We start from the raw sequence: 18,296 nt of genomic DNA, 5'->3' as shown, positions 1-18,296 counted from the left end.
TCCTTTTTTTACACATATTGTCTAAATTTTGATATAATAGATTATACATTAAAAAATCAAAATTACAAGGTAAAAACTTATTTTTTAGACATTACGTCTATTTTTGTTCACAAGGAGGAACTATGACAGAGAGTAACAAACGCTTAAAAACAAAACGTATTATCGAGAATGCTATGGTTCAATTATTAATGGAACAACCATTTGATCAAATTTCTACTGTTAAGCTAGCTGAGAAAGCCGGAATTAGTCGCTCTAGCTTTTATACACATTACAAAGATAAGTATGATATGATTGAGCACTACCAAAGCAAACTTTTTCATACCTTTGAGTACATTTTCCAAAAACACGCCCATCATAAAAAAGACGCTATTTTAGAAGTATTTGAGTATCTGGAGTCTGAACCATTGCTAGCTGCTCTTTTATCTGAAAATGGTACAAAAGAAATACAAAACTTCCTAAGAAATAAACTTCATATCATGCTTAGCACTGACCTCCAGAAACGCTTTATGCAATTAAATTTAAACGACATTGAGTTAGAATATAGTAGCATCTATCTAACCAATGCACTATTTGGTGTTTGCCAGACTTGGATTGCACATGGAAAAAAAGAAAGTCCGCAAGAAATGACAGACTTTCTAATGAAAATGTTAGGAGATTCAAATTAAAAACAAAAAAGAACACCATTGGTGTTCTTTTTTGTTTGACTCCGCCAGTAGGACTCGAACCTACGACATCATGATTAACAGTCATGCGCTACTACCAACTGAGCTATGGCGGATAATATAGTCCGTACGGGATTCGAACCCGTGTTACCGCCGTGAAAAGGCGGTGTCTTAACCCCTTGACCAACGGACCATCTATCTGTAGCAGATATAACCATTATATCAATTTCTTACTAATTGTCAATCACTTTTTAGATTTTTTCTCCAGAATATCTTTTAGTTTACGGACTTTCAGACGAGTAATTGGACAACGATGATTTTCATAGAAAACTACTTCTAAATTTTTTCGATCAATTTCTCTAATATTTCCTACATTGACAAGAAATGATTTATGAGCGGAATAAAATCTTTGGGTTTCTTTATCTTTTTCTTGGATATCCGTCATGGTTCCATAAAATTCTTTAGCGAAATTCTTACCAATAATCCGTAACTTATGAGAAACACCTGTTGTTTCAATATACAAAATATCATGGTAGGGAATCTTCAAATCATTCCCCTTATAGTTATAGTCAAAATAATCCACAACATCTTTATTTTCAAGCAGCATATTTTTGGTATACAAGATACTCTGCTCGATGCGTTTTTTAAACAATTCATCATTGATATCTTTATCAACAAAATCCAAGGCGGATACTTGATATTTGTAAGTTAAGGTAGCAAATTCTGATCTACTAGTGATAAATACGATAATTGCATAGGGATTGTGGTGACGAATAAACTGTGCGACTTCAAATCCTTTTTTCTCAACTCCATGAATATCAATATCTAGAAAATAAAGCTGGTTTACTTCGTCATTTTCGATATATTCCTTAAATTCTCGTTCTTTACCTGTTGTTTTATAAGAAATAGGAATATTTAATTCCTTTGAAATTTCATCCAAGGTTCTTTCTAGTCTGACTTGATGTTGAATAACATCTTCTAAAATTAATACTTTCATTCAAACTCTCTCTTAAATCTAATAATCTGTCTAAATGTACTATCTTCCATCTCTGTTTCTAAAATGATATTTTCATACTTATCCAAAATTTCTTTAACATTATTAAGACCTATTCCTCTATTTCTACCCTTTGTAGAAAAACCTAGCTCAAATAAATCTTCCGAAGGATTCATAGCGATATTACATGAATTTTGAATCACGATAACTGTCTCCAAATCCATCTTAATCACTGCAACTTCCATTTGTTTCAAATAACTTTCTGCAGCACCTTCAACAGCGTTGTTTAGCAAAACACTCATAATCCGAACAAGATCGAGTAAATCGATTGACAATCTTGTAACAACATCCTTTACCTCAAGTGTAAACTCCACATCATTATTTTGTGCATATACAATGGATTGAGCAATCAAACTTCGTAAAGCTGAATCTTCTATGTTATTTAAATCAAAGTAGGTATATTTATCTGAACGCAATTTCTGATTAGCTTTCACTAAAACTTTATTGTAAATTCTGTCAATTTCCTGTAAATCACCGCTGTCAATCGCCATTTGCATACTGACAAGCATTCCTGCATAGTCATGACGAAAACCGCGAATTTCATTATACAAACTAACAATTTCATCAGTGTAAGTCTGTAAATGTTCTTGTTCAAATTTCTTCTGTTTTAGAGCGATCTCTCTTTCAGCTTGAACCTTATGAGCGTTCATTGCAAAGAAGATTAGTAATAAACAAATAAAGACAATTGTTGCTAAAATACTACTGAAATTATTAAAATGAGCATGAATACCCACCATATCTGAAATGAATAATAGAACTTGTAAAGTAAAGAAAATTAAAATGACCTTTTTGAAAAATGGATAAAGGTAATCTTTATCAAAATAAGTAAGTTCAAGATGAAAATAAGTAATAATTTTTTTAGTGATAAAATACGTCAGCATCAAAACCACTACAAAAAATAAATCTTCATATTTTATTAAGAAAGAATCACCTGTTATAGAGGATATGATTACTGCTATAAATGTATGAGTACTTTGATATAATAAAGACAATAATAAACTAATAAAAATAGCTTTGAACTTATTATATTTTTTAAATCCTATTAAATAAGCAAAGATAATACAGGTAAATGAAATTTTTTCCATTCCTAATCCATGTAAAGAAGTTAAATAGAATAAAATTTCAACAATAGACTGTAATATAAATACCCAAGAAATAAACAGATATCTTTCTTTTTTTGTTGCCTTACAAATGAGTTCATAGCTATTTGTTAGAATAAGAATATGAAGAATAACTATGAGTATTTTCAATAAATCCATTATATCTCCCTATAATGTTTTCTCTTTTTTCTTATAAATGAACTTACAAATCTATTATACAAAATGTGATTTATATTATAAACAATCATTCTCAACTGTACATTTTTGTACCTGAACTGTCATTTTTTTACAAAAAACGCTGGGTTACCCCAGCGTTAAATCTAGTATATGATCCCAGCAGGATTCGAACCTGCGACCGTTCGCTTAGAAGGCGAATGCTCTATCCAGCTGAGCTATGAGACCTAACTAGTTTATCTTATCAAAATAATTAAGAATAGTCAATCCTATTTATGATAAGGAGAGCCTTGTTGAATGGTAAAAGCTCGGTATATCTGCTCTGTTAATACGAGACGCATTAATTGATGTGGGAGAGTTAAACGGCCAAAACTTACTGATAGGTTAGCTCGTTTTTTCACTTCATTAGATAATCCTAAACTTCCACCGATAACAAAGGTTAAGGTTGAAAAACCATTAATAGATGCTTGTTCTAGCTGTTTACTGAATTCTTCAGAAGACAAAGTTTTCCCTTCAATAGCTAAAACAACAACAAATTCTCTATCCCCAATTTTGGAAAGAATTCGATTCCCTTCTAAATCCAAGATTTTTTCGTTTTCAGAATCACTAGCACGATCTGGTGTCTTCTCATCAGCTAATTCAACCATTTCGACAGTAGCAAAACGAGAAATTCTCTTAGAATACTCAGCAATTCCATCTTTTAGATACTTTTCTTTTAGTTTTCCAACTGTTACAATTTTAATTTTCATGCTTCTATTTTATCACAATCGTATTTTATTCACATCTTATTCACAAATAAAAACAGGGAAAATAGTGATAAATTCACAAGTTTTTAACAATTTTCCACAGATTGTGAAAAATTTAAACTTTTTTAAGTTAGGATTAAGTTAATAATTTTATAATTTTATAAAATAAATTTGGAGGATTCTTCTATGAAGAAAAACTTAAAAAAATGGGGACAACTTTTATTAGTCATTCTCATTAGCTTTTTTAGTGGTATTTTAGGTACTTTTACAACATTACAGCTCAGTCAAAAACAAAATAGTGGTACGACAACTACCACTACTGTCAGTAAAGCAGCTGTAAAAAATGAAAACTCAACTACACAAGCAGTCGATAAAGTTAAAGATGCTGTTGTATCTGTCATTACTTACTCATCAAACTCTCAAAACAGTTTAATCACATCTGATGAAACTGATACGGATACCAATGCTGAACAAGTATTCAGTGAAGGTTCTGGTGTCATTTATAAAAAGGAAGGGGATACTGCTTATATTGTAACAAATACTCACGTTATTAATGGCGCTAAAAAAGTTGATATTCGTTTAGCAGATGGTACAAAAGTTCCTGGTGATATTGTGGGTTCTGATACTTATTCAGATATTGCTGTTGTAAAAATTGCTGCAGATAAGGTCACAACAGTGGCCGAATTTGGTGATTCTAATCAACTAACAGTTGGAGAAACAGCTATTGCAATCGGAAGTCCCCTAGGTTCTGAATATGCCAATACTGTGACACAAGGGATTGTATCAAGTTTAAATAGAAATGTCTCTCTAAAATCCGAAGATGGACAAGCTATCTCAACCAATGCTATCCAAACAGATACAGCTATTAACCCTGGTAACTCAGGTGGTCCTTTGATTAATATCCAAGGCCAAGTTATCGGTATTACATCAAGTAAGATTGCCTCTAATGGTGGAACATCTGTCGAAGGTCTTGGTTTTGCAATTCCTGCAAACGACGTAATCAACATTATTAAACAATTAGAAAAAGATGGAAAAGTAACTCGACCTGCTCTTGGAATCCACATGGTTAACTTATCAAATCTTAATACAACTGATCTTCAAAAACTAAAACTTCCTGGAAATGTTACTTCTGGTGTAGCTGTTCGTTCTGTTCAAAAAAATATGCCTGCCAATGGACATCTGCAACAATATGACGTCATTACAAAAATAGATGATAAAGCTATTTCTTCCACTACTGAATTACAAAGTGCTCTATATAGCCACTCTATTGGAGATGAAATGACTGTAACTTATTACCGTAATGGTAAAGAAGAAACAACTAAAATCAAGTTGGACAAGAGTACTAGTGATTTAAATCAATAGTTTACAGATTTGTAAACTTACTTTACAGAATATCAAAGTTGTGATACTGTAGAAACATGGAAGAATTTAAACTCATTCGTATAAGTGATATTCAAAAAAATCCCTATCAACCACGTAAAGAATTTTCAGAAGAAAAAATAAAAGAACTTGCTCAATCTATCAAAGAAAATGGATTAATTCAACCCATTATCGTCCGTCAATCTCCAGTTATTGGATACGAAATTCTAGCTGGAGAAAGACGGTATCGTGCATCCATAGCAGCTGGACTTTCAGAGGTACCTGTAATCATCAAAAAACTTTCTGATCAAGATATGATGATTCACTCAATCATTGAAAATTTGCAGCGGGAAGACTTAAATCCGATTGAGGAAGCAAAAGCTTATCAATCTTTAATTGATAAAGGGTATACTCATGCAGAAATTGCTGATAAAATGGGAAAATCACGTCCCTATATTACTAATCTTGTTCGCTTACTTACGCTCCCTGATTTTATTCTAACGGAAGTAGAAACTGGAAAATTATCTCAAGCACATGCTCGACTCCTAATCCAGCTACCTGTTGAAGAACAAAAAAAATTACTTCATCGTATTCAGACAGAGGATTTATCAGTTCGGCAAGTAGAACATCTGCTTCAAGAGAAAAAAAAGAAGAAGAAAATCAGAGAAAAAGATTACTTTATCAAAGAAGAAGAAGAAAATTTAAAAAAATTGTTGGGATTAGATGTCCAAATTGTCCTTCAAAAAAAAGAGGCAGGAAAAATAACTATCTCTTTTCATAATCAAGAAGAGTACCAACGTTTTATTAACAGCCTGAAATAAGGCTGTTATTTTATTTTTCTCAACTCACAGACTTATCCACTAAATCAGTATGTGAAAAGTCAATTAAATCACAGATAAAACTTCTTATCCACAACTTGTGGATAAATCTTTTAAACATTGTGGATTGTTTTTCACAAGTTGTGGAAAAAATACTTGCTATATGATAAAATAGGTGTAAGATTATACCTTTTAGAAAAGGAGGAGTTTGTTGTTGAAAGAAAAACAATTTTGGAATCAGATTTTAGAATTAGCTAAAGAGCGATTAACACGATCAATGTTTGATTTCTACGCAACACCTGCTGAATTAATAAAGGTCGAGGGAAATGTAGCTACCATATTTTTGCCAAGATCTGAAATGGAAATGGTTTGGAGTACAAAACTCAATGATATTATTGTAGCTGTCGGTTTCCAAATTTATGATACTGAGATAAAAGCGCAATATGTATTGACTAAGGAATATTCTGACTCCTCCAATACAACAACAACTGTTGAAAACAGTAGTCATCAAGAAGAACAAACTATAAAATCTATCCCTTATTCAGAAACAGGATTAAGAGATATCTATACATTTGATAATTTTATCCAAGGTGATGGAAATATTTGGGCTAAATCCGCTGCTTTAGCTGTATCAGAAGATCCTGGACTAACTTATAATCCACTGTTTATATATGGGGGACCTGGTTTAGGAAAAACGCACTTACTCAATGCTTTAGGGAATGAAATTCTCAAAAAAAATCCTAATGCGCGTGTAAAATACATCCCTGCTGAAACTTTTATTAATGAATTTTTAGATCATCTAAGACTTAATGATATGGATAATTTTAAAAAAACATATCGAAGTATAGATCTCCTTCTTATTGATGACATTCAATCTCTTAGTGGAAATAAAGTGCAAACTCAGGAAGAGTTTTTCAACACATTTAACAACCTTCATAGTAATAATAAACAGATCGTTTTAACAAGTGACCGTAGGCCAGAACAACTAGAAAATCTACCTGAACGACTTGTCACGCGCTTCTCATGGGGATTAACAACGGATATTACTCCACCTGATTTCGAAACTCGTATCGCTATCTTAAACAGTAAAACAGAGGATTTAGATTATCATTTTCAACCTGACACAATCGAATATTTGGCTGGCCAGTTTGATTCAAATGTACGTGAATTAGAAGGTGCCCTCAAAGACATTAGTCTCATGGCTAAAGTCAAACAAATCAACACTATAACTGTGGATATTGCATCTGAGGCTATACGTGCTAGAAAACAAAGCGTCAGCACCATGATCGTCATTCCGATTGAAAAAATCCAAGAGGAAGTCGGAAAATTTTATGATGTGAGCGTTAAGGAGATGAAGGGAACTAGACGTGTTCAGAATATTGTTCTAGCTCGCCAAGTTGCTATGTACCTAGCTAGAGAATTAACTGATAACAGTCTTCCAAAAATCGGAAAAGAATTTGGTGGTAAAGATCATACAACCGTCATTCATGCTCATGCAAAAATCAAATCTATGATTGAAACTGATGATAAATTACGTATAGAAATCGAAACCATCAAAAAGAAAATCAAATAACTTGTGGATAAGTGTTTAAAATGTTACTAATTTATTAACAAATTTTAAACAAGTATAACTTCTTGATTTTTCTAAACTAAACTTGGTTTTCCACAGATTTCACACAGCCTACTATTACTATTAACCTTCTAATAATAAAAATAAATAAAGGAGATGCCATGATTCATTTTTCTATTAATAAAAATTTATTCCTGCAATCATTAAATATTACTAAACGTGCTATTAGTTCAAAAAATGCTATTCCTGTTTTATCAACAATCAAAATCGATGTTACAAGCGAAGGAATTACATTAATTGGATCAAATGGTCAAATTTCAATTGAGAATTTCATTTCTCAAAAAGATGAAAATGCAGGTCTTCTGATTAACTCTTTAGGTTCTATCCTTTTAGAAGCTTCATTCTTTATCAATGTTGTATCTAGTCTTCCAGATGTGACTCTTGACTTCAAAGAAATTGAACAAAATCAAATTGTATTAACAAGTGGAAAATCAGAGATCACGCTTAAAGGAAAAGACAGCGAGCAGTATCCACGTATCCAGGAAATTGCAGCAAGTAATCCTTTAGTTCTTGAAACAAAGCTTCTTAAAAAGATTATCAACGAAACTGCCTTTGCAGCTAGTGTTCAAGAAAGTCGTCCAATCTTGACTGGTGTACACTTTGTCTTGAGTAATCATAAAGAATTAAAAACAGTTGCGACAGACTCACACCGTCTCAGTCAGAAGAAATTGACGCTTGAGAAAAATAGTGATGATTTTGATGTTGTCATCCCAAGTCGCTCTCTACGCGAATTTTCAGCTGTTTTTACAGATGATATCGAAACAGTAGAGATTTTCTTTGCAAATAACCAAATTCTCTTTAGAAGCGAAAATATTAGCTTCTATACACGTCTCTTAGAAGGTAATTATCCAGATACCGATCGTTTGATTCCAACAGATTTTAATACGACAGTGACTTTTGACGTTGTGAATCTACGTCAATCTATGGAACGTGCTCGTCTTTTATCAAGTGCAACTCAAAACGGTACTGTAAAATTAGAAATCAAACAAGGAGTGGTTACAGCACATGTAAATTCTCCAGAAGTTGGTAAAGTAAACGAAGAAATCGATACTATTGCTGTATCTGGTGAAGATTTGACGATTAGCTTTAACCCAACCTACTTGATTGAAGCACTAAAAGCCTTGAACAGCGAAAAGGTTACAATCAGCTTTATCTCATCAGTTCGTCCATTTACTCTGGTACCAGCTGATACAGATGAAGATTTCATGCAGCTGATTACACCAGTTCGTACAAATTAATGGAAAGAGGTTGAGCTTAGCTCGCCTCTTTTATGATATAATCGAAAATAGAAAAGGAGACTAGCTATGTATCAAGTTGGAAATTTTGTTGAAATGAAAAAACCACACGCTTGTACAATCAAATCTACAGGCAAAAAAGCAAATCGTTGGGAAATTACTCGTTTAGGTGCAGATATTAAAATTAAATGCAGTAATTGTGATCATGTAGTCATGATGAGTCGCTATGATTTTGAAAGAAAAATGAACAAAATTATCGACTAGAAACACTGAATTGGAGGGTTAGCAAGTTTTCCCTTTTTGTGTTATAATATTGAAGATTGAAATGTGAACGGAGAATGAGAAACTATGGCTTTAACAGCAGGTATCGTGGGTTTGCCAAACGTTGGTAAATCAACCTTATTTAACGCAATTACAAAAGCAGGAGCAGAGGCTGCAAACTATCCATTTGCAACCATCGACCCAAACGTCGGGATGGTAGAAGTTCCAGATGAACGCCTACAAAAATTGACTGAAATGATTACTCCTAAGAAGACAGTCCCAACAACCTTTGAATTTACAGATATTGCAGGGATTGTAAAAGGTGCATCAAAAGGAGAAGGTCTTGGAAATAAATTCTTGGCCAATATTCGTGAAGTTGATGCCATTGTCCATGTAGTTCGTGCCTTTGATGATGAGAATGTCATGCGTGAGCAAGGACGTGAAGATGCTTTTGTAGATCCATTAGCAGATATTGATACCATTAACCTAGAATTGATTCTTGCTGACCTAGAATCTGTCAATAAACGCTATGCGCGTGTTGAAAAGATGGCACGTACGCAAAAAGATAAGGAATCAGTTGCAGAATTTAATGTTCTCCAAAAGATTAAACCAGTTCTTGAAGACGGTAAGTCAGCACGTACCATTGAATTTACAGATGAAGAGCAAAAAGTAGTCAAAGGACTCTTCCTTTTGACTACTAAACCAGTTCTTTATGTAGCAAATGTGGATGAGGATGTTGTTGGAGACCCAGAATCTATTGATTATGTGAAGCAAATTCGTGAATTCGCAGAAACAGAAAACGCAGAGGTAGTGGTGATTTCTGCGCGTGCTGAAGAAGAAATTTCTGAATTAGACGATGAAGATAAAAAAGAGTTTCTTGAAGCTATTGGTTTGACAGAATCAGGTGTGGATAAGTTGACTCGTGCAGCTTACCATCTACTTGGACTTGGAACTTACTTCACAGCTGGTGAAAAAGAGGTTCGTGCTTGGACCTTTAAACGTGGTATGAAAGCTCCACAAGCAGCTGGTATCATCCACTCTGACTTCGAAAAAGGTTTTATTCGTGCAGTAACTATGTCTTATGATGATTTGATTAAATACGGATCTGAAAAGGCTGTAAAAGAAGCTGGACGTTTGCGTGAAGAAGGAAAAGAATATGTCGTTCAAGATGGCGATATCATGGAATTCCGCTTTAACGTATAATCAACATTTTTAATAGTGTCAATTAGGTTGGAAAAAAATTCCAACCCTTTTGGGTTTTGAAAGGAAATTTTAATGACAAAATTACTTGTAGGATTGGGAAATCCAGGGGATAAATATTTTGAGACAAAGCATAATGTTGGTTTTATGTTGATTGACCAACTAGCAAAAAAACAGAATGTATCCTTTACACACGATAAAATATTCCAAGCTGAATTAGCTTCATTTTTCCTTAATGGTGAAAAAATTTATTTGGTGAAACCAACAACTTTTATGAATGAAAGTGGGAAAGCAGTTCATGCTTTATTAACCTACTATGGTTTAGATATTAAAGATTTACTGATTATTTACGATGATCTTGACATGGAAGTAGGAAAAATTCGTCTTCGCGCTAAAGGATCAGCTGGCGGTCATAATGGTATCAAGTCAATTATTCAACATATTGGGACGCAAGTTTTCAATCGTGTAAAGATTGGTATTGGGAGACCTAAAAAAGGAATGTCGGTTGTTCATCATGTTTTGAGCAAGTTTGACAAAGAAGATTATATTGGTATTTTACAGTCTATTGACAAGGTTGACGATGCTGTAAATTATTATTTACAAGAGAAAAACTTTGAAAAAACGATGCAGAAATATAATGGGTAAGGAAATGGCATTAATCGATTTCTTTCTAGAAAATAAGCAGATACAATCATGGAATGAGCATTTATCTCTTAAACAAAGACAATTATTACTAGGTCTTTCTGGTTCAGCAAAGTCTTTAGCAATTGCAAGTAGTGTTAAAAATCATAACAAGATTTTAGTGATGACATCTACTTATGGAGAAGCTGAGCGTTTAATAAATGATTTAATTTCTATCCTAGGTACTGATATGGTCTATCCATTCTTGGTAGATGATTCACCTATGGTAGAATTTTTGGTGTCGTCTCAAGAAAAGATATTTTCAAGAGTCGAAGCTTTACGTTTTCTAAGGGATAAATCTCAAAGAGGGATTTTAATTTGTAACGTCGCAGCAAGCCGTTTATTTTTACCAGATCCTCAAGTTTTTGACAATAGTATCTTAAAACTTGAAGTTGGTCAAGAATGTGAACAAAGAAAACTAAAAAATCAGTTGATTTCTCTTGGTTATAAGAAAGTTACACAAGTTCAAAGTCAAGGTGAGTTTAGTCTTCGCGGAGATATTTTAGATATCTTTGAAACTTCACAAATATCTCCTTACCGAATAGAATTTTTTGGTGATGAGATTGATGGTATTAGAGAATTCGATGCAGAGACACAGTTATCAAAGGAAAGTCTTTCTGAAATTTTTATATATCCCGCTAGCGATATTTTACTAAGTATTGAAGATTACAATCGTGGACAACAATTTTTAGAGCATGAGATTGATAAGGCACTTTCTCCAACTTTGAAGTCATATCTAGAGGAAGTCTATAGTAGTGCTAAGCAACAGAGTATCCCTTCTGATATTCGCAAGTTTTTGTCTGTTTTTTATAAAAAACAATGGACACTGTTAGATTATTTACAAGAAGTACCTCTCATTTTTGATGATTATCAAAAAATCATGAACCAGTATGATACTTTCGATAAGGAAACAGCTAGCTACTTTACAGAAAATTTACATAATAGTAAAGCAGTATCAAATTTACAATACTTTGCTGACGTAGAAAGTCGATTCAAAAAATATTTACCAGTGAGTTTCTTTTCGAATTTTCAAAAAGGTCTTGGAAATCTAAAATTTGATCATCTTTATCAATTTAATCAGTATCCAATGCAAGAGTTCTTCAATCAATTTTCTTTTTTGAAAGAAGAAATTGAACGTTATAAAAAATTAAAATATACCATTGTTCTTCAGTCAAGTAGTAAAACTGAACTCAAAAAACTGTCAACAATTTTAGACGAATACGAAATTAAGGTTGATAATAGTAATGGAAGTGAAATCTGTAAAGGAACTGTCAATCTTATTGAAGGAAATCTTCGTCATGGCTTTCATTTTGTAGATGAAAATCTTGTATTTATCACTGAATATGAAATTTTTAAGAAGAAGATTAAGCGTAAATATAGAAGACAAAATATCAGTAATGCTGAGCGGTTAAAGGATTATAATGAGCTCCAAAAAGGAGACTATGTCGTTCATCAAATTCATGGTATTGGTCAATATTTAGGAATCGAAACGATTGAAATCAAAGGAATTCATCGAGATTATGTGAGCATCCAATATCAAAATGGAGATCGTATTTCTATTCCTGTAGAACAAATCCAAACCTTATCTAAATATGTTTCAAGTGATGGAAAAGCTCCAAAGTTAAATAAACTAAATGATGGACATTTTAAAAAGGCTAAGCAAAAAGTTAAAAATCAAGTTGAAGATATTGCGGATGACTTAATTAAACTGTATGCTGAGAGGAGCCAACTGAAAGGATATGCATTTTCAAAAGATGACGAAGACCAGGTTGCTTTTGATGAGGCTTTTCCCTATGTTGAAACAGAAGATCAACTTAGAAGTATAGAAGAAATCAAAAAAGATATGCAAGCACCTCAACCAATGGATCGACTCTTAGTTGGAGATGTTGGTTTTGGTAAGACAGAAGTTGCCATGCGAGCTGCATTTAAGGCTGTTAATGATCATAAACAGGTGGTCGTTTTAGTACCGACTACCGTTCTTGCGCAGCAACATTACAGTAATTTCAAGGAAAGATTTGAGCAATTTGCTGTAAACGTAGATGTTTTAAGTCGTTTTAGAAGTAAAAAAGAGCAAACTGAAACACTTAAAAAATTGAAAAAAGGGCAGGTAGATATCTTGATAGGAACTCATAGAGTTTTGTCTAAAGATGTTGAATTTGCAGATTTAGGATTAATCATCATCGATGAGGAACAACGTTTTGGTGTAAAACATAAGGAAGCTTTGAAGGAATTAAAAAAGAAGGTTGATGTCTTAACTTTGACAGCTACACCAATTCCTCGAACTCTACATATGTCTATGCTAGGTATTCGAGATTTATCTGTCATCGAAACTCCCCCAACCAATCGATATCCTGTACAAACCTATGTCCTTGAACAGAATGATCGTGTCATTCGAGATGCTGTATTGAGAGAAATGGATCGTGGTGGTCAGGTTTACTATCTTTACAACAAAGTTGACACGATTGAAAAGAAGGTTTCAGAGTTACAAGAATTGATTCCAGAAGCTTCTATTGGTTTTGTTCATGGTCAAATGAGTGAAATTCGTTTGGAGAACACATTACTTGATTTTATTGAAGGCGAATATGACATTTTAGTAACTACGACAATCATTGAAACAGGTGTAGATATTCCAAATGCTAATACCTTGTTTATTGAAAATGCAGATCACATGGGTCTGTCAACCTTGTATCAATTAAGAGGTCGGGTTGGTCGTAGTAATCGAATCGCTTATGCTTATCTCATGTATCGACCAGACAAATCTTTGACAGAAGTTTCAGAAAAGAGATTAGAAGCCATAAAAGGTTTTACCGAATTAGGTGCTGGTTTCAAAATTGCTATGCGTGATTTATCCATTCGTGGAGCGGGTAATCTTTTGGGAAGTTCGCAGTCAGGTTTTATCGATTCAGTTGGTTTTGAATTGTATTCTCAGTTACTTGAGGAAGCAATTGCTAAGAAAAATGGAACTGATAAGAAACGTGAAAAAGGAAATGCTGAGTTAATTCTACAAATTGATGCTTATCTTCCGGATGAGTACATTTCAGATGAACGACATAAAATTGAAATTTACAAGAGAATTCGTCAAATTGACAACCGTGTCAACTACGAAGAATTACAAGATGAGTTGATAGACCGATTTGGAGAGTATCCAGATGTAGTTGCTTATCTCTTAGAAATTGGATTAGTTAAAGCTTATCTTGATAAAGTTTTTGTCAATCGAGTTGAAAGAAGAAATAATAAGCTTGTCATTCAATTTGAAAAAATATCCCAACAGCTATTTTTAACACAAGATTATTTTCAGGCTCTTTCTCAGACAAGTTTGAAGGCTAATATTTCTGAAAATCAAGGTTTAATCGAAGTTGTTTTTGATATTCGAAATAAAAAAGATTATGAGATTTTAGAAGGTCTTTTAACTTTTGGAGAATCGTTAGCAAAGATAAAAAAATCAAAAGAGTCACATTAGGAGTTACCTTTTTTCTTCTATAAAAGGGATAAAAATGGTACAATAATAATTTGAGGTATTAAGATGAGATTAGATAAGTATTTAAAAGTATCACGAATTATAAAGCGTCGTACGGTGGCTAAGGAAGTTGCAGATAAGGGGCGAATCAAGGTAAATGGTATCCTTGCTAAAAGTTCAACAGATTTAAAACTCAATGATCAGGTTGAAATTCGCTTTGGAAATAAATTGTTGCTTGTAAAGGTGCTGGAAATGAAAGATAGCACTAAAAAAGAAGATGCAGCTGGAATGTATGAAATTATTAGTGAAACAAGGGTAGAAGGCGATGTATAAAAAAATAGTCCAAATGAATAACTCTTTTATTCAAAATGAACACCAACGACGTAAATACATGATGGAAGAACGTCAAAAACGCAATCGTTTTATGGGATGGGTTTTGATTTTGATAATGTTGTTATTTATCTTGCCAACTTATAATTTAGCACAAAGTTATCAACAATTACTAACACGTCGTCAGCAATTAACGGATTTGAAAAAACAATACCAGGATTTGAGCGATGAGAAGGATAAAGAAGCTAGTTTAGCAACTAAGTTAAAAGACGAATCCTATGCAGCTAAATATTCCCGTGCAAAATATTATTATTCAAAATCATGGGAGGAAGTTTATACAATTCCGGACTTGCTTCCTAGGTAATGTGAAATGGAAAATTTATTAAAGATTGTTGAACAATTTTTAAGTCAATCAGATGAAAAATTGGAGGAATTATCTCAAAAAAATCATCTGTTACGACTGCAAGAAGAAGAGGGGAAAAAGAATGCGTAAATTTTTAGTGATATTACTACTTCCAATTTTCCTAAAAAGTGTTCAAGTAGTAAGCACTGAGAATCCAGTTATCATTCCAAACCAAGAAGTTTATTCCTTAACCCACACTTCGTATCATTTTTATTATCAAGATGTTATAGAATCTCCAAAATTTTATGGTGAAACACCTGTTTATTCTACAGAAGACTTGATTAAAGAATCAGGAAAAGTCAATGCAGATACAAAATTATCTATTTTAGAATGGCGATTAAATAAACAAGGACATCCTGTCTTTAAATTGTCTAATAATCAATTTGTGATGGCTGATAAACGACTTTTATACGATAGTTCAATCGTCAACAATTTCTCTAAACGAGTGTGGTTAGAACCTGGATTTGTTGTCTATAATAGTCCTTATGATAAACAAGAATTAAAATCTACTTTGGCACCTTATCAAGAGGTTGAAGCAGACATGTCTGTTTTTGCTGAAGGTCGTGAATTCTTACATATCAAACAAGCTGGTTGGATTTTGACGGATTATATTTCTAATGATGATAATAGAATCCAGAAAGTACAGGAGTTACTATCTGCAAATTATCAAAATGAACAGTTTTCTATTTATGTTAAACAATTGAGTACAGGCAAGGAAGCTGGGATTAATGAAGAGCAAAAAATGTACGCTGCTAGTGTTATGAAATTACCTTATCTTTATTATGTTCAGGAAAGAATCAATCAAGGTGATTATCAACTTGACACGAAATTAAAGTATGTTTCTGAAGTTAATGATTTCCCTGGTTCTTATAAACCGGAAGGAAGTGGAAGTCTCTCTAAAACAGCTGATAATAAAGAATACACTATTAAAGATTTAATTACAAAAACAGCGAAAGAATCTGACAATGTGGCTCATAATATTCTTGGTTATTATATTACGAATAAATCAGATGACGTCTTCAAAAAAGAGATGACTAGGGTTGCTGGTAATGAATGGGATGTAAATGATAAGTTAGCTTCAGCTAAAATGGCTGGGCAAGTTATGGAATCTATTTATAATCAAAATGGTTTTGTTTTAGAATCGCTATCGCAGACTTCTTTTGATAATCAACGTATTGCTAAAAATATTTCTGCTAAGGTAGCCCATAAAATTGGGGATGCAGATGAATTTAAACATGATGTGGCAGTAGTCTATACAGATTCTCCTTTCATTATTTCGATTTTTACTAAAAATTCTGATTATGATACCATTTCTAAAATTGCTAAGGATGTCTACGAGGTCCTAAAATGAGAGACCGAGAATTTTTAAATCATTTTTTAGAAAAAGGTTATTTTAGACATCATTCAAGAGTCCTACTAGCCTTGTCTGGTGGGTTGGATTCGATGTTTCTCCTTCATCTCCTTTCAACCTATCAAGAAGAACTTGGGATTGAATTATTTTTAGCTCATGTGAATCATAAACAACGACCAGAATCAGATATTGAAGAAAATGAATTAAGAAAACTGGCAGAACAAGTTGGAGTTTCAATTTATGTAGCTTGTTTCACTGGAAATTTTTCAGAAGCAAATGCTCGTCAATTTCGCTATGAATTTTTTAGAGAGGTAATGGCGAAAACGTCATCTACAGCTCTTGTGACAGCTCATCATGCAGATGATCAAGTTGAGACAATCTTTATGCGATTGATTAGAGGTGTTAGACTACACCATTTATCAGCTATTAAAGAAAGACAAACGTTTAATAAGGGAGAGTTAATTCGTCCTTTGTTGTCTTTTTATAAGAAGGATTTTCCTAAAATTGAGCATTTTGAAGATCCAACGAATAAAGAAAATCACTATCTTCGCAATCGTATTCGCAACCTCTATCTGCCACAGTTAGAAAAAGAAAATGTTCAGGTAAAAAAAGCAATTTTAGAGTTTGGAAAAGAAGTTTCTGATTATCAAATTGCTCTGGCTGAATTCTCTAAAACGGTTGATGTAGAAGATTTAACTCAGTTTTTATCTTTTAGTGAAGCAACGCAACGAGTTTTACTACAACAATACCTTAGTCGTTTTGCTGATTTAAATGTAACAAGAGAACAATTCCGACAGGTCCATCATATTTTAAGAACCAAGAGTCAATATCGTCATCGATTAAAAAATGGATATGAACTTATAAAAGGATATCAACACTTTCAAATTTGTAAAATCAGACCAAAGTCTGATGAAAAAAGTAATGAGTGTGTGTTAAACTATCAAAATCAAGTTCATTATGAAGGTTATTTATTTTCATTTGGAATCCCTCTAAAAGGGGAAAATGTTCAAAAGATAAATGTTTCTCGTGAAACATCGTTGATTTTAAGGCATCGAAAGTCCGGTGATTATTTGATAAAAAATGGTCATCGAAAAAAATTAAGACGACTTTTTATTGATTTAAAAATTCCTACAGAAAAACGGGAAAATGCTATTATTGTTGAGCAATTTGGACAAATTTATTCAATTTTAGGAATTGAACTCAGTGATTTGAGTATAAAAATGAAAAATGATATAATGAACACTGTACTTTATATAGAAAAAATAGATAGGTAAAATCATGTTAGAACAAGATATCAAGAAGATTTTGATTTCACAAGATGAAATTACAGAAGCTGCTAAGAAATTAGGTGCTCAATTAACAAAAGATTATGAAGGGAAAAATCCAATTTTAGTTGGAATTTTAAAAGGATCTATTCCTTTCATGGCAGAATTAGTTAAATATATTGATACACATCTTGAAATGGACTTTATGATGGTTTCTAGCTATCATGGTGGTACTGTAAGTAGCGGTGTTATCAATATCAAACAAGATGTAACTCAAGATATTAAAGGTAGACATGTTGTTTTTGTGGAAGATATTATCGACACTGGTCAAACCTTGAAAAGTTTGAGAGATATGTTTACTGCTAGAGAAGCGGCATCTGTTAAGATTGTAACTATGTTAGATAAACCAGAAGGCCGTACTGTAGAAATTGAAGCAGATTATACATGTTTTACAATTCCGAATGAATTTGTTGTAGGCTATGGTTTAGACTATAATGAAAATTATCGTAACCTTCCTTATGTAGGTGTATTGAAAGAGGAAGTTTACTCAAAATAGAAGGGTAAGTTATT

The 18,296-nt window shown here is 32.8% G+C and carries 18 protein-coding genes and 3 tRNA genes; 15 read left to right on the top strand and 6 right to left on the bottom strand.

The genetic code is table 11. The annotated features are described in order from the left end of the window. The first annotated feature begins 122 nt into the window (after positions 1 to 122). A complete protein-coding gene (locus ACTO1Y_RS06405; RefSeq protein WP_303943431.1) occupies positions 123 to 665 on the top strand; it encodes a TetR/AcrR family transcriptional regulator in 543 nt (180 codons plus the stop codon). Between the two features lie 39 nt (positions 666 to 704). On the opposite strand, the gene ACTO1Y_RS06400 is transcribed toward ACTO1Y_RS06405, so the two are convergent. From ACTO1Y_RS06400 to rlmH, 6 genes are all read right to left on the bottom strand, one after another. Beyond that, positions 705 to 778 (bottom strand) — tRNA-Asn (locus ACTO1Y_RS06400). Between the two features lie 5 nt (positions 779 to 783). Then, a tRNA-Glu gene (locus ACTO1Y_RS06395) sits at positions 784 to 855 on the bottom strand. Positions 856 to 906: 51 nt separating this feature from the next. Next, positions 907 to 1,659 (bottom strand): competence system response regulator transcription factor ComE, encoded by a 753-nt coding sequence (gene comE / locus ACTO1Y_RS06390; protein ID WP_006150540.1) that lies wholly within the window; start codon positions 1,657 to 1,659, stop codon positions 907 to 909. Beyond that, positions 1,656 to 2,975: a competence system sensor histidine kinase ComD gene (gene comD / locus ACTO1Y_RS06385; RefSeq protein ID WP_303942965.1), complete on the bottom strand. Its 1,320-nt coding sequence runs from the start codon at positions 2,973 to 2,975 to the stop codon at positions 1,656 to 1,658. Before comD ends, comE begins: the two co-directional genes overlap by 4 nt. A gap of 169 nt (positions 2,976 to 3,144) precedes the next feature. After that, positions 3,145 to 3,218: transfer RNA gene (locus ACTO1Y_RS06380), tRNA-Arg, on the bottom strand. Between the two features lie 41 nt (positions 3,219 to 3,259). After that, positions 3,260 to 3,739, bottom strand: a complete 480-nt coding sequence (gene rlmH, locus ACTO1Y_RS06375) for a 23S rRNA (pseudouridine(1915)-N(3))-methyltransferase RlmH (RefSeq protein WP_006150541.1) — start codon at positions 3,737 to 3,739, stop codon at positions 3,260 to 3,262. A 183-nt stretch (positions 3,740 to 3,922) separates the two neighbouring features. On the opposite strand from rlmH, the gene ACTO1Y_RS06370 reads away from it, so the two are divergent. The 14 genes from ACTO1Y_RS06370 (at position 3,923) to hpt (ending at position 18,282) form a co-directional block, all read left to right on the top strand. Further along, complete coding sequence (locus tag ACTO1Y_RS06370; protein WP_006150556.1) at positions 3,923 to 5,098, top strand: S1C family serine protease; 1,176 nt, start codon at positions 3,923 to 3,925, stop codon at positions 5,096 to 5,098. 56 nt (positions 5,099 to 5,154) lie between these two features. Then, positions 5,155 to 5,916, top strand: a complete 762-nt coding sequence (locus ACTO1Y_RS06365) for a ParB/RepB/Spo0J family partition protein (protein WP_441348688.1) — start codon at positions 5,155 to 5,157, stop codon at positions 5,914 to 5,916. 211 nt (positions 5,917 to 6,127) lie between these two features. Further along, positions 6,128 to 7,486: a chromosomal replication initiator protein DnaA gene (dnaA, locus tag ACTO1Y_RS06360; RefSeq protein WP_025170009.1), complete on the top strand. Its 1,359-nt coding sequence runs from the start codon at positions 6,128 to 6,130 to the stop codon at positions 7,484 to 7,486. A gap of 158 nt (positions 7,487 to 7,644) precedes the next feature. Then, positions 7,645 to 8,781, top strand: coding sequence for a DNA polymerase III subunit beta (gene dnaN / locus ACTO1Y_RS06355; protein WP_006150546.1), 1,137 nt, complete (start codon positions 7,645 to 7,647; stop codon positions 8,779 to 8,781). A 66-nt stretch (positions 8,782 to 8,847) separates the two neighbouring features. Continuing rightward, positions 8,848 to 9,042, top strand: a complete 195-nt coding sequence (locus ACTO1Y_RS06350; protein ID WP_006150549.1) for a DUF951 domain-containing protein — start codon at positions 8,848 to 8,850, stop codon at positions 9,040 to 9,042. 84 nt (positions 9,043 to 9,126) lie between these two features. Continuing rightward, positions 9,127 to 10,242, top strand: a complete 1,116-nt coding sequence (gene ychF, locus ACTO1Y_RS06345; RefSeq protein ID WP_006150542.1) for a redox-regulated ATPase YchF — start codon at positions 9,127 to 9,129, stop codon at positions 10,240 to 10,242. Positions 10,243 to 10,314: 72 nt separating this feature from the next. Beyond that, the gene (pth, locus tag ACTO1Y_RS06340) at positions 10,315 to 10,884 is read left to right on the top strand and encodes an aminoacyl-tRNA hydrolase (protein ID WP_006150544.1); all 570 of its coding nucleotides are present in this window, start codon (positions 10,315 to 10,317) and stop codon (positions 10,882 to 10,884) included. Continuing rightward, the gene (gene mfd / locus ACTO1Y_RS06335; RefSeq protein WP_441348687.1) at positions 10,877 to 14,380 is read left to right on the top strand and encodes a transcription-repair coupling factor; all 3,504 of its coding nucleotides are present in this window, start codon (positions 10,877 to 10,879) and stop codon (positions 14,378 to 14,380) included. The genes pth and mfd overlap by 8 nt, the downstream gene beginning before the upstream one ends. Before the next feature lie 63 nt (positions 14,381 to 14,443). Beyond that, positions 14,444 to 14,710 (top strand): RNA-binding S4 domain-containing protein, encoded by a 267-nt coding sequence (locus ACTO1Y_RS06330; protein WP_006150557.1) that lies wholly within the window; start codon positions 14,444 to 14,446, stop codon positions 14,708 to 14,710. Further along, entirely contained in the window at positions 14,703 to 15,071 is a 369-nt protein-coding gene (locus ACTO1Y_RS06325) for a septum formation initiator family protein (protein ID WP_006150553.1), read from the top strand. The genes ACTO1Y_RS06330 and ACTO1Y_RS06325 overlap by 8 nt, the downstream gene beginning before the upstream one ends. Before the next feature lie 6 nt (positions 15,072 to 15,077). Beyond that, positions 15,078 to 15,200, top strand: coding sequence for an SP_0009 family protein (locus ACTO1Y_RS06320; RefSeq protein ID WP_006146040.1), 123 nt, complete (start codon positions 15,078 to 15,080; stop codon positions 15,198 to 15,200). Beyond that, on the top strand, positions 15,193 to 16,461 hold the full coding sequence (locus ACTO1Y_RS06315; protein ID WP_441348686.1) for a serine hydrolase: 1,269 nt from the start codon (positions 15,193 to 15,195) through the stop codon (positions 16,459 to 16,461). The genes ACTO1Y_RS06320 and ACTO1Y_RS06315 overlap by 8 nt, the downstream gene beginning before the upstream one ends. Further along, positions 16,458 to 17,735, top strand: a complete 1,278-nt coding sequence (gene tilS, locus ACTO1Y_RS06310; RefSeq protein WP_441348685.1) for a tRNA lysidine(34) synthetase TilS — start codon at positions 16,458 to 16,460, stop codon at positions 17,733 to 17,735. The genes ACTO1Y_RS06315 and tilS overlap by 4 nt, the downstream gene beginning before the upstream one ends. 4 nt (positions 17,736 to 17,739) lie before the next feature. Continuing rightward, entirely contained in the window at positions 17,740 to 18,282 is a 543-nt protein-coding gene (gene hpt, locus ACTO1Y_RS06305; RefSeq protein ID WP_006150551.1) for a hypoxanthine phosphoribosyltransferase, read from the top strand. The last annotated feature ends 14 nt before the right edge of the window (positions 18,283 to 18,296 follow it).

This window comes from Streptococcus sp. V728, from assembly GCF_052077995.1.
In the GTDB taxonomy this organism is placed as follows: Bacteria; Bacillota; Bacilli; order Lactobacillales; family Streptococcaceae; genus Streptococcus; species Streptococcus infantis_B.
The sequence above is the reverse complement of the archived record's forward strand: the minus strand, read 5'-3'. Positions and strand labels throughout refer to the sequence as shown.

Excerpts from the sequence above, each read along its gene's own strand:
- ACTO1Y_RS06405 (WP_303943431.1), top strand. The coding sequence starts at position 123 with ATGACAGAGAGTAACAAACGCTTAAAAACAAAACGTATTATCGAGAAT.
- comE (WP_006150540.1), bottom strand. The coding sequence starts at position 1,659 with ATGAAAGTATTAATTTTAGAAGATGTTATTCAACATCAAGTCAGACTA.
- comD (WP_303942965.1), bottom strand. The coding sequence starts at position 2,975 with ATGGATTTATTGAAAATACTCATAGTTATTCTTCATATTCTTATTCTA.
- rlmH (WP_006150541.1), bottom strand. The coding sequence starts at position 3,739 with ATGAAAATTAAAATTGTAACAGTTGGAAAACTAAAAGAAAAGTATCTA.
- ACTO1Y_RS06370 (WP_006150556.1), top strand. The coding sequence starts at position 3,923 with ATGAAGAAAAACTTAAAAAAATGGGGACAACTTTTATTAGTCATTCTC.
- ACTO1Y_RS06365 (WP_441348688.1), top strand. The coding sequence starts at position 5,155 with ATGGAAGAATTTAAACTCATTCGTATAAGTGATATTCAAAAAAATCCC.
- dnaN (WP_006150546.1), top strand. The coding sequence starts at position 7,645 with ATGATTCATTTTTCTATTAATAAAAATTTATTCCTGCAATCATTAAAT.
- ACTO1Y_RS06350 (WP_006150549.1), top strand. The coding sequence starts at position 8,848 with ATGTATCAAGTTGGAAATTTTGTTGAAATGAAAAAACCACACGCTTGT.
- ychF (WP_006150542.1), top strand. The coding sequence starts at position 9,127 with ATGGCTTTAACAGCAGGTATCGTGGGTTTGCCAAACGTTGGTAAATCA.
- pth (WP_006150544.1), top strand. The coding sequence starts at position 10,315 with ATGACAAAATTACTTGTAGGATTGGGAAATCCAGGGGATAAATATTTT.
- mfd (WP_441348687.1), top strand. The coding sequence starts at position 10,877 with ATGGGTAAGGAAATGGCATTAATCGATTTCTTTCTAGAAAATAAGCAG.
- ACTO1Y_RS06330 (WP_006150557.1), top strand. The coding sequence starts at position 14,444 with ATGAGATTAGATAAGTATTTAAAAGTATCACGAATTATAAAGCGTCGT.
- ACTO1Y_RS06325 (WP_006150553.1), top strand. The coding sequence starts at position 14,703 with ATGTATAAAAAAATAGTCCAAATGAATAACTCTTTTATTCAAAATGAA.
- ACTO1Y_RS06320 (WP_006146040.1), top strand. The coding sequence starts at position 15,078 with ATGGAAAATTTATTAAAGATTGTTGAACAATTTTTAAGTCAATCAGAT.
- ACTO1Y_RS06315 (WP_441348686.1), top strand. The coding sequence starts at position 15,193 with ATGCGTAAATTTTTAGTGATATTACTACTTCCAATTTTCCTAAAAAGT.
- tilS (WP_441348685.1), top strand. The coding sequence starts at position 16,458 with ATGAGAGACCGAGAATTTTTAAATCATTTTTTAGAAAAAGGTTATTTT.
- hpt (WP_006150551.1), top strand. The coding sequence starts at position 17,740 with ATGTTAGAACAAGATATCAAGAAGATTTTGATTTCACAAGATGAAATT.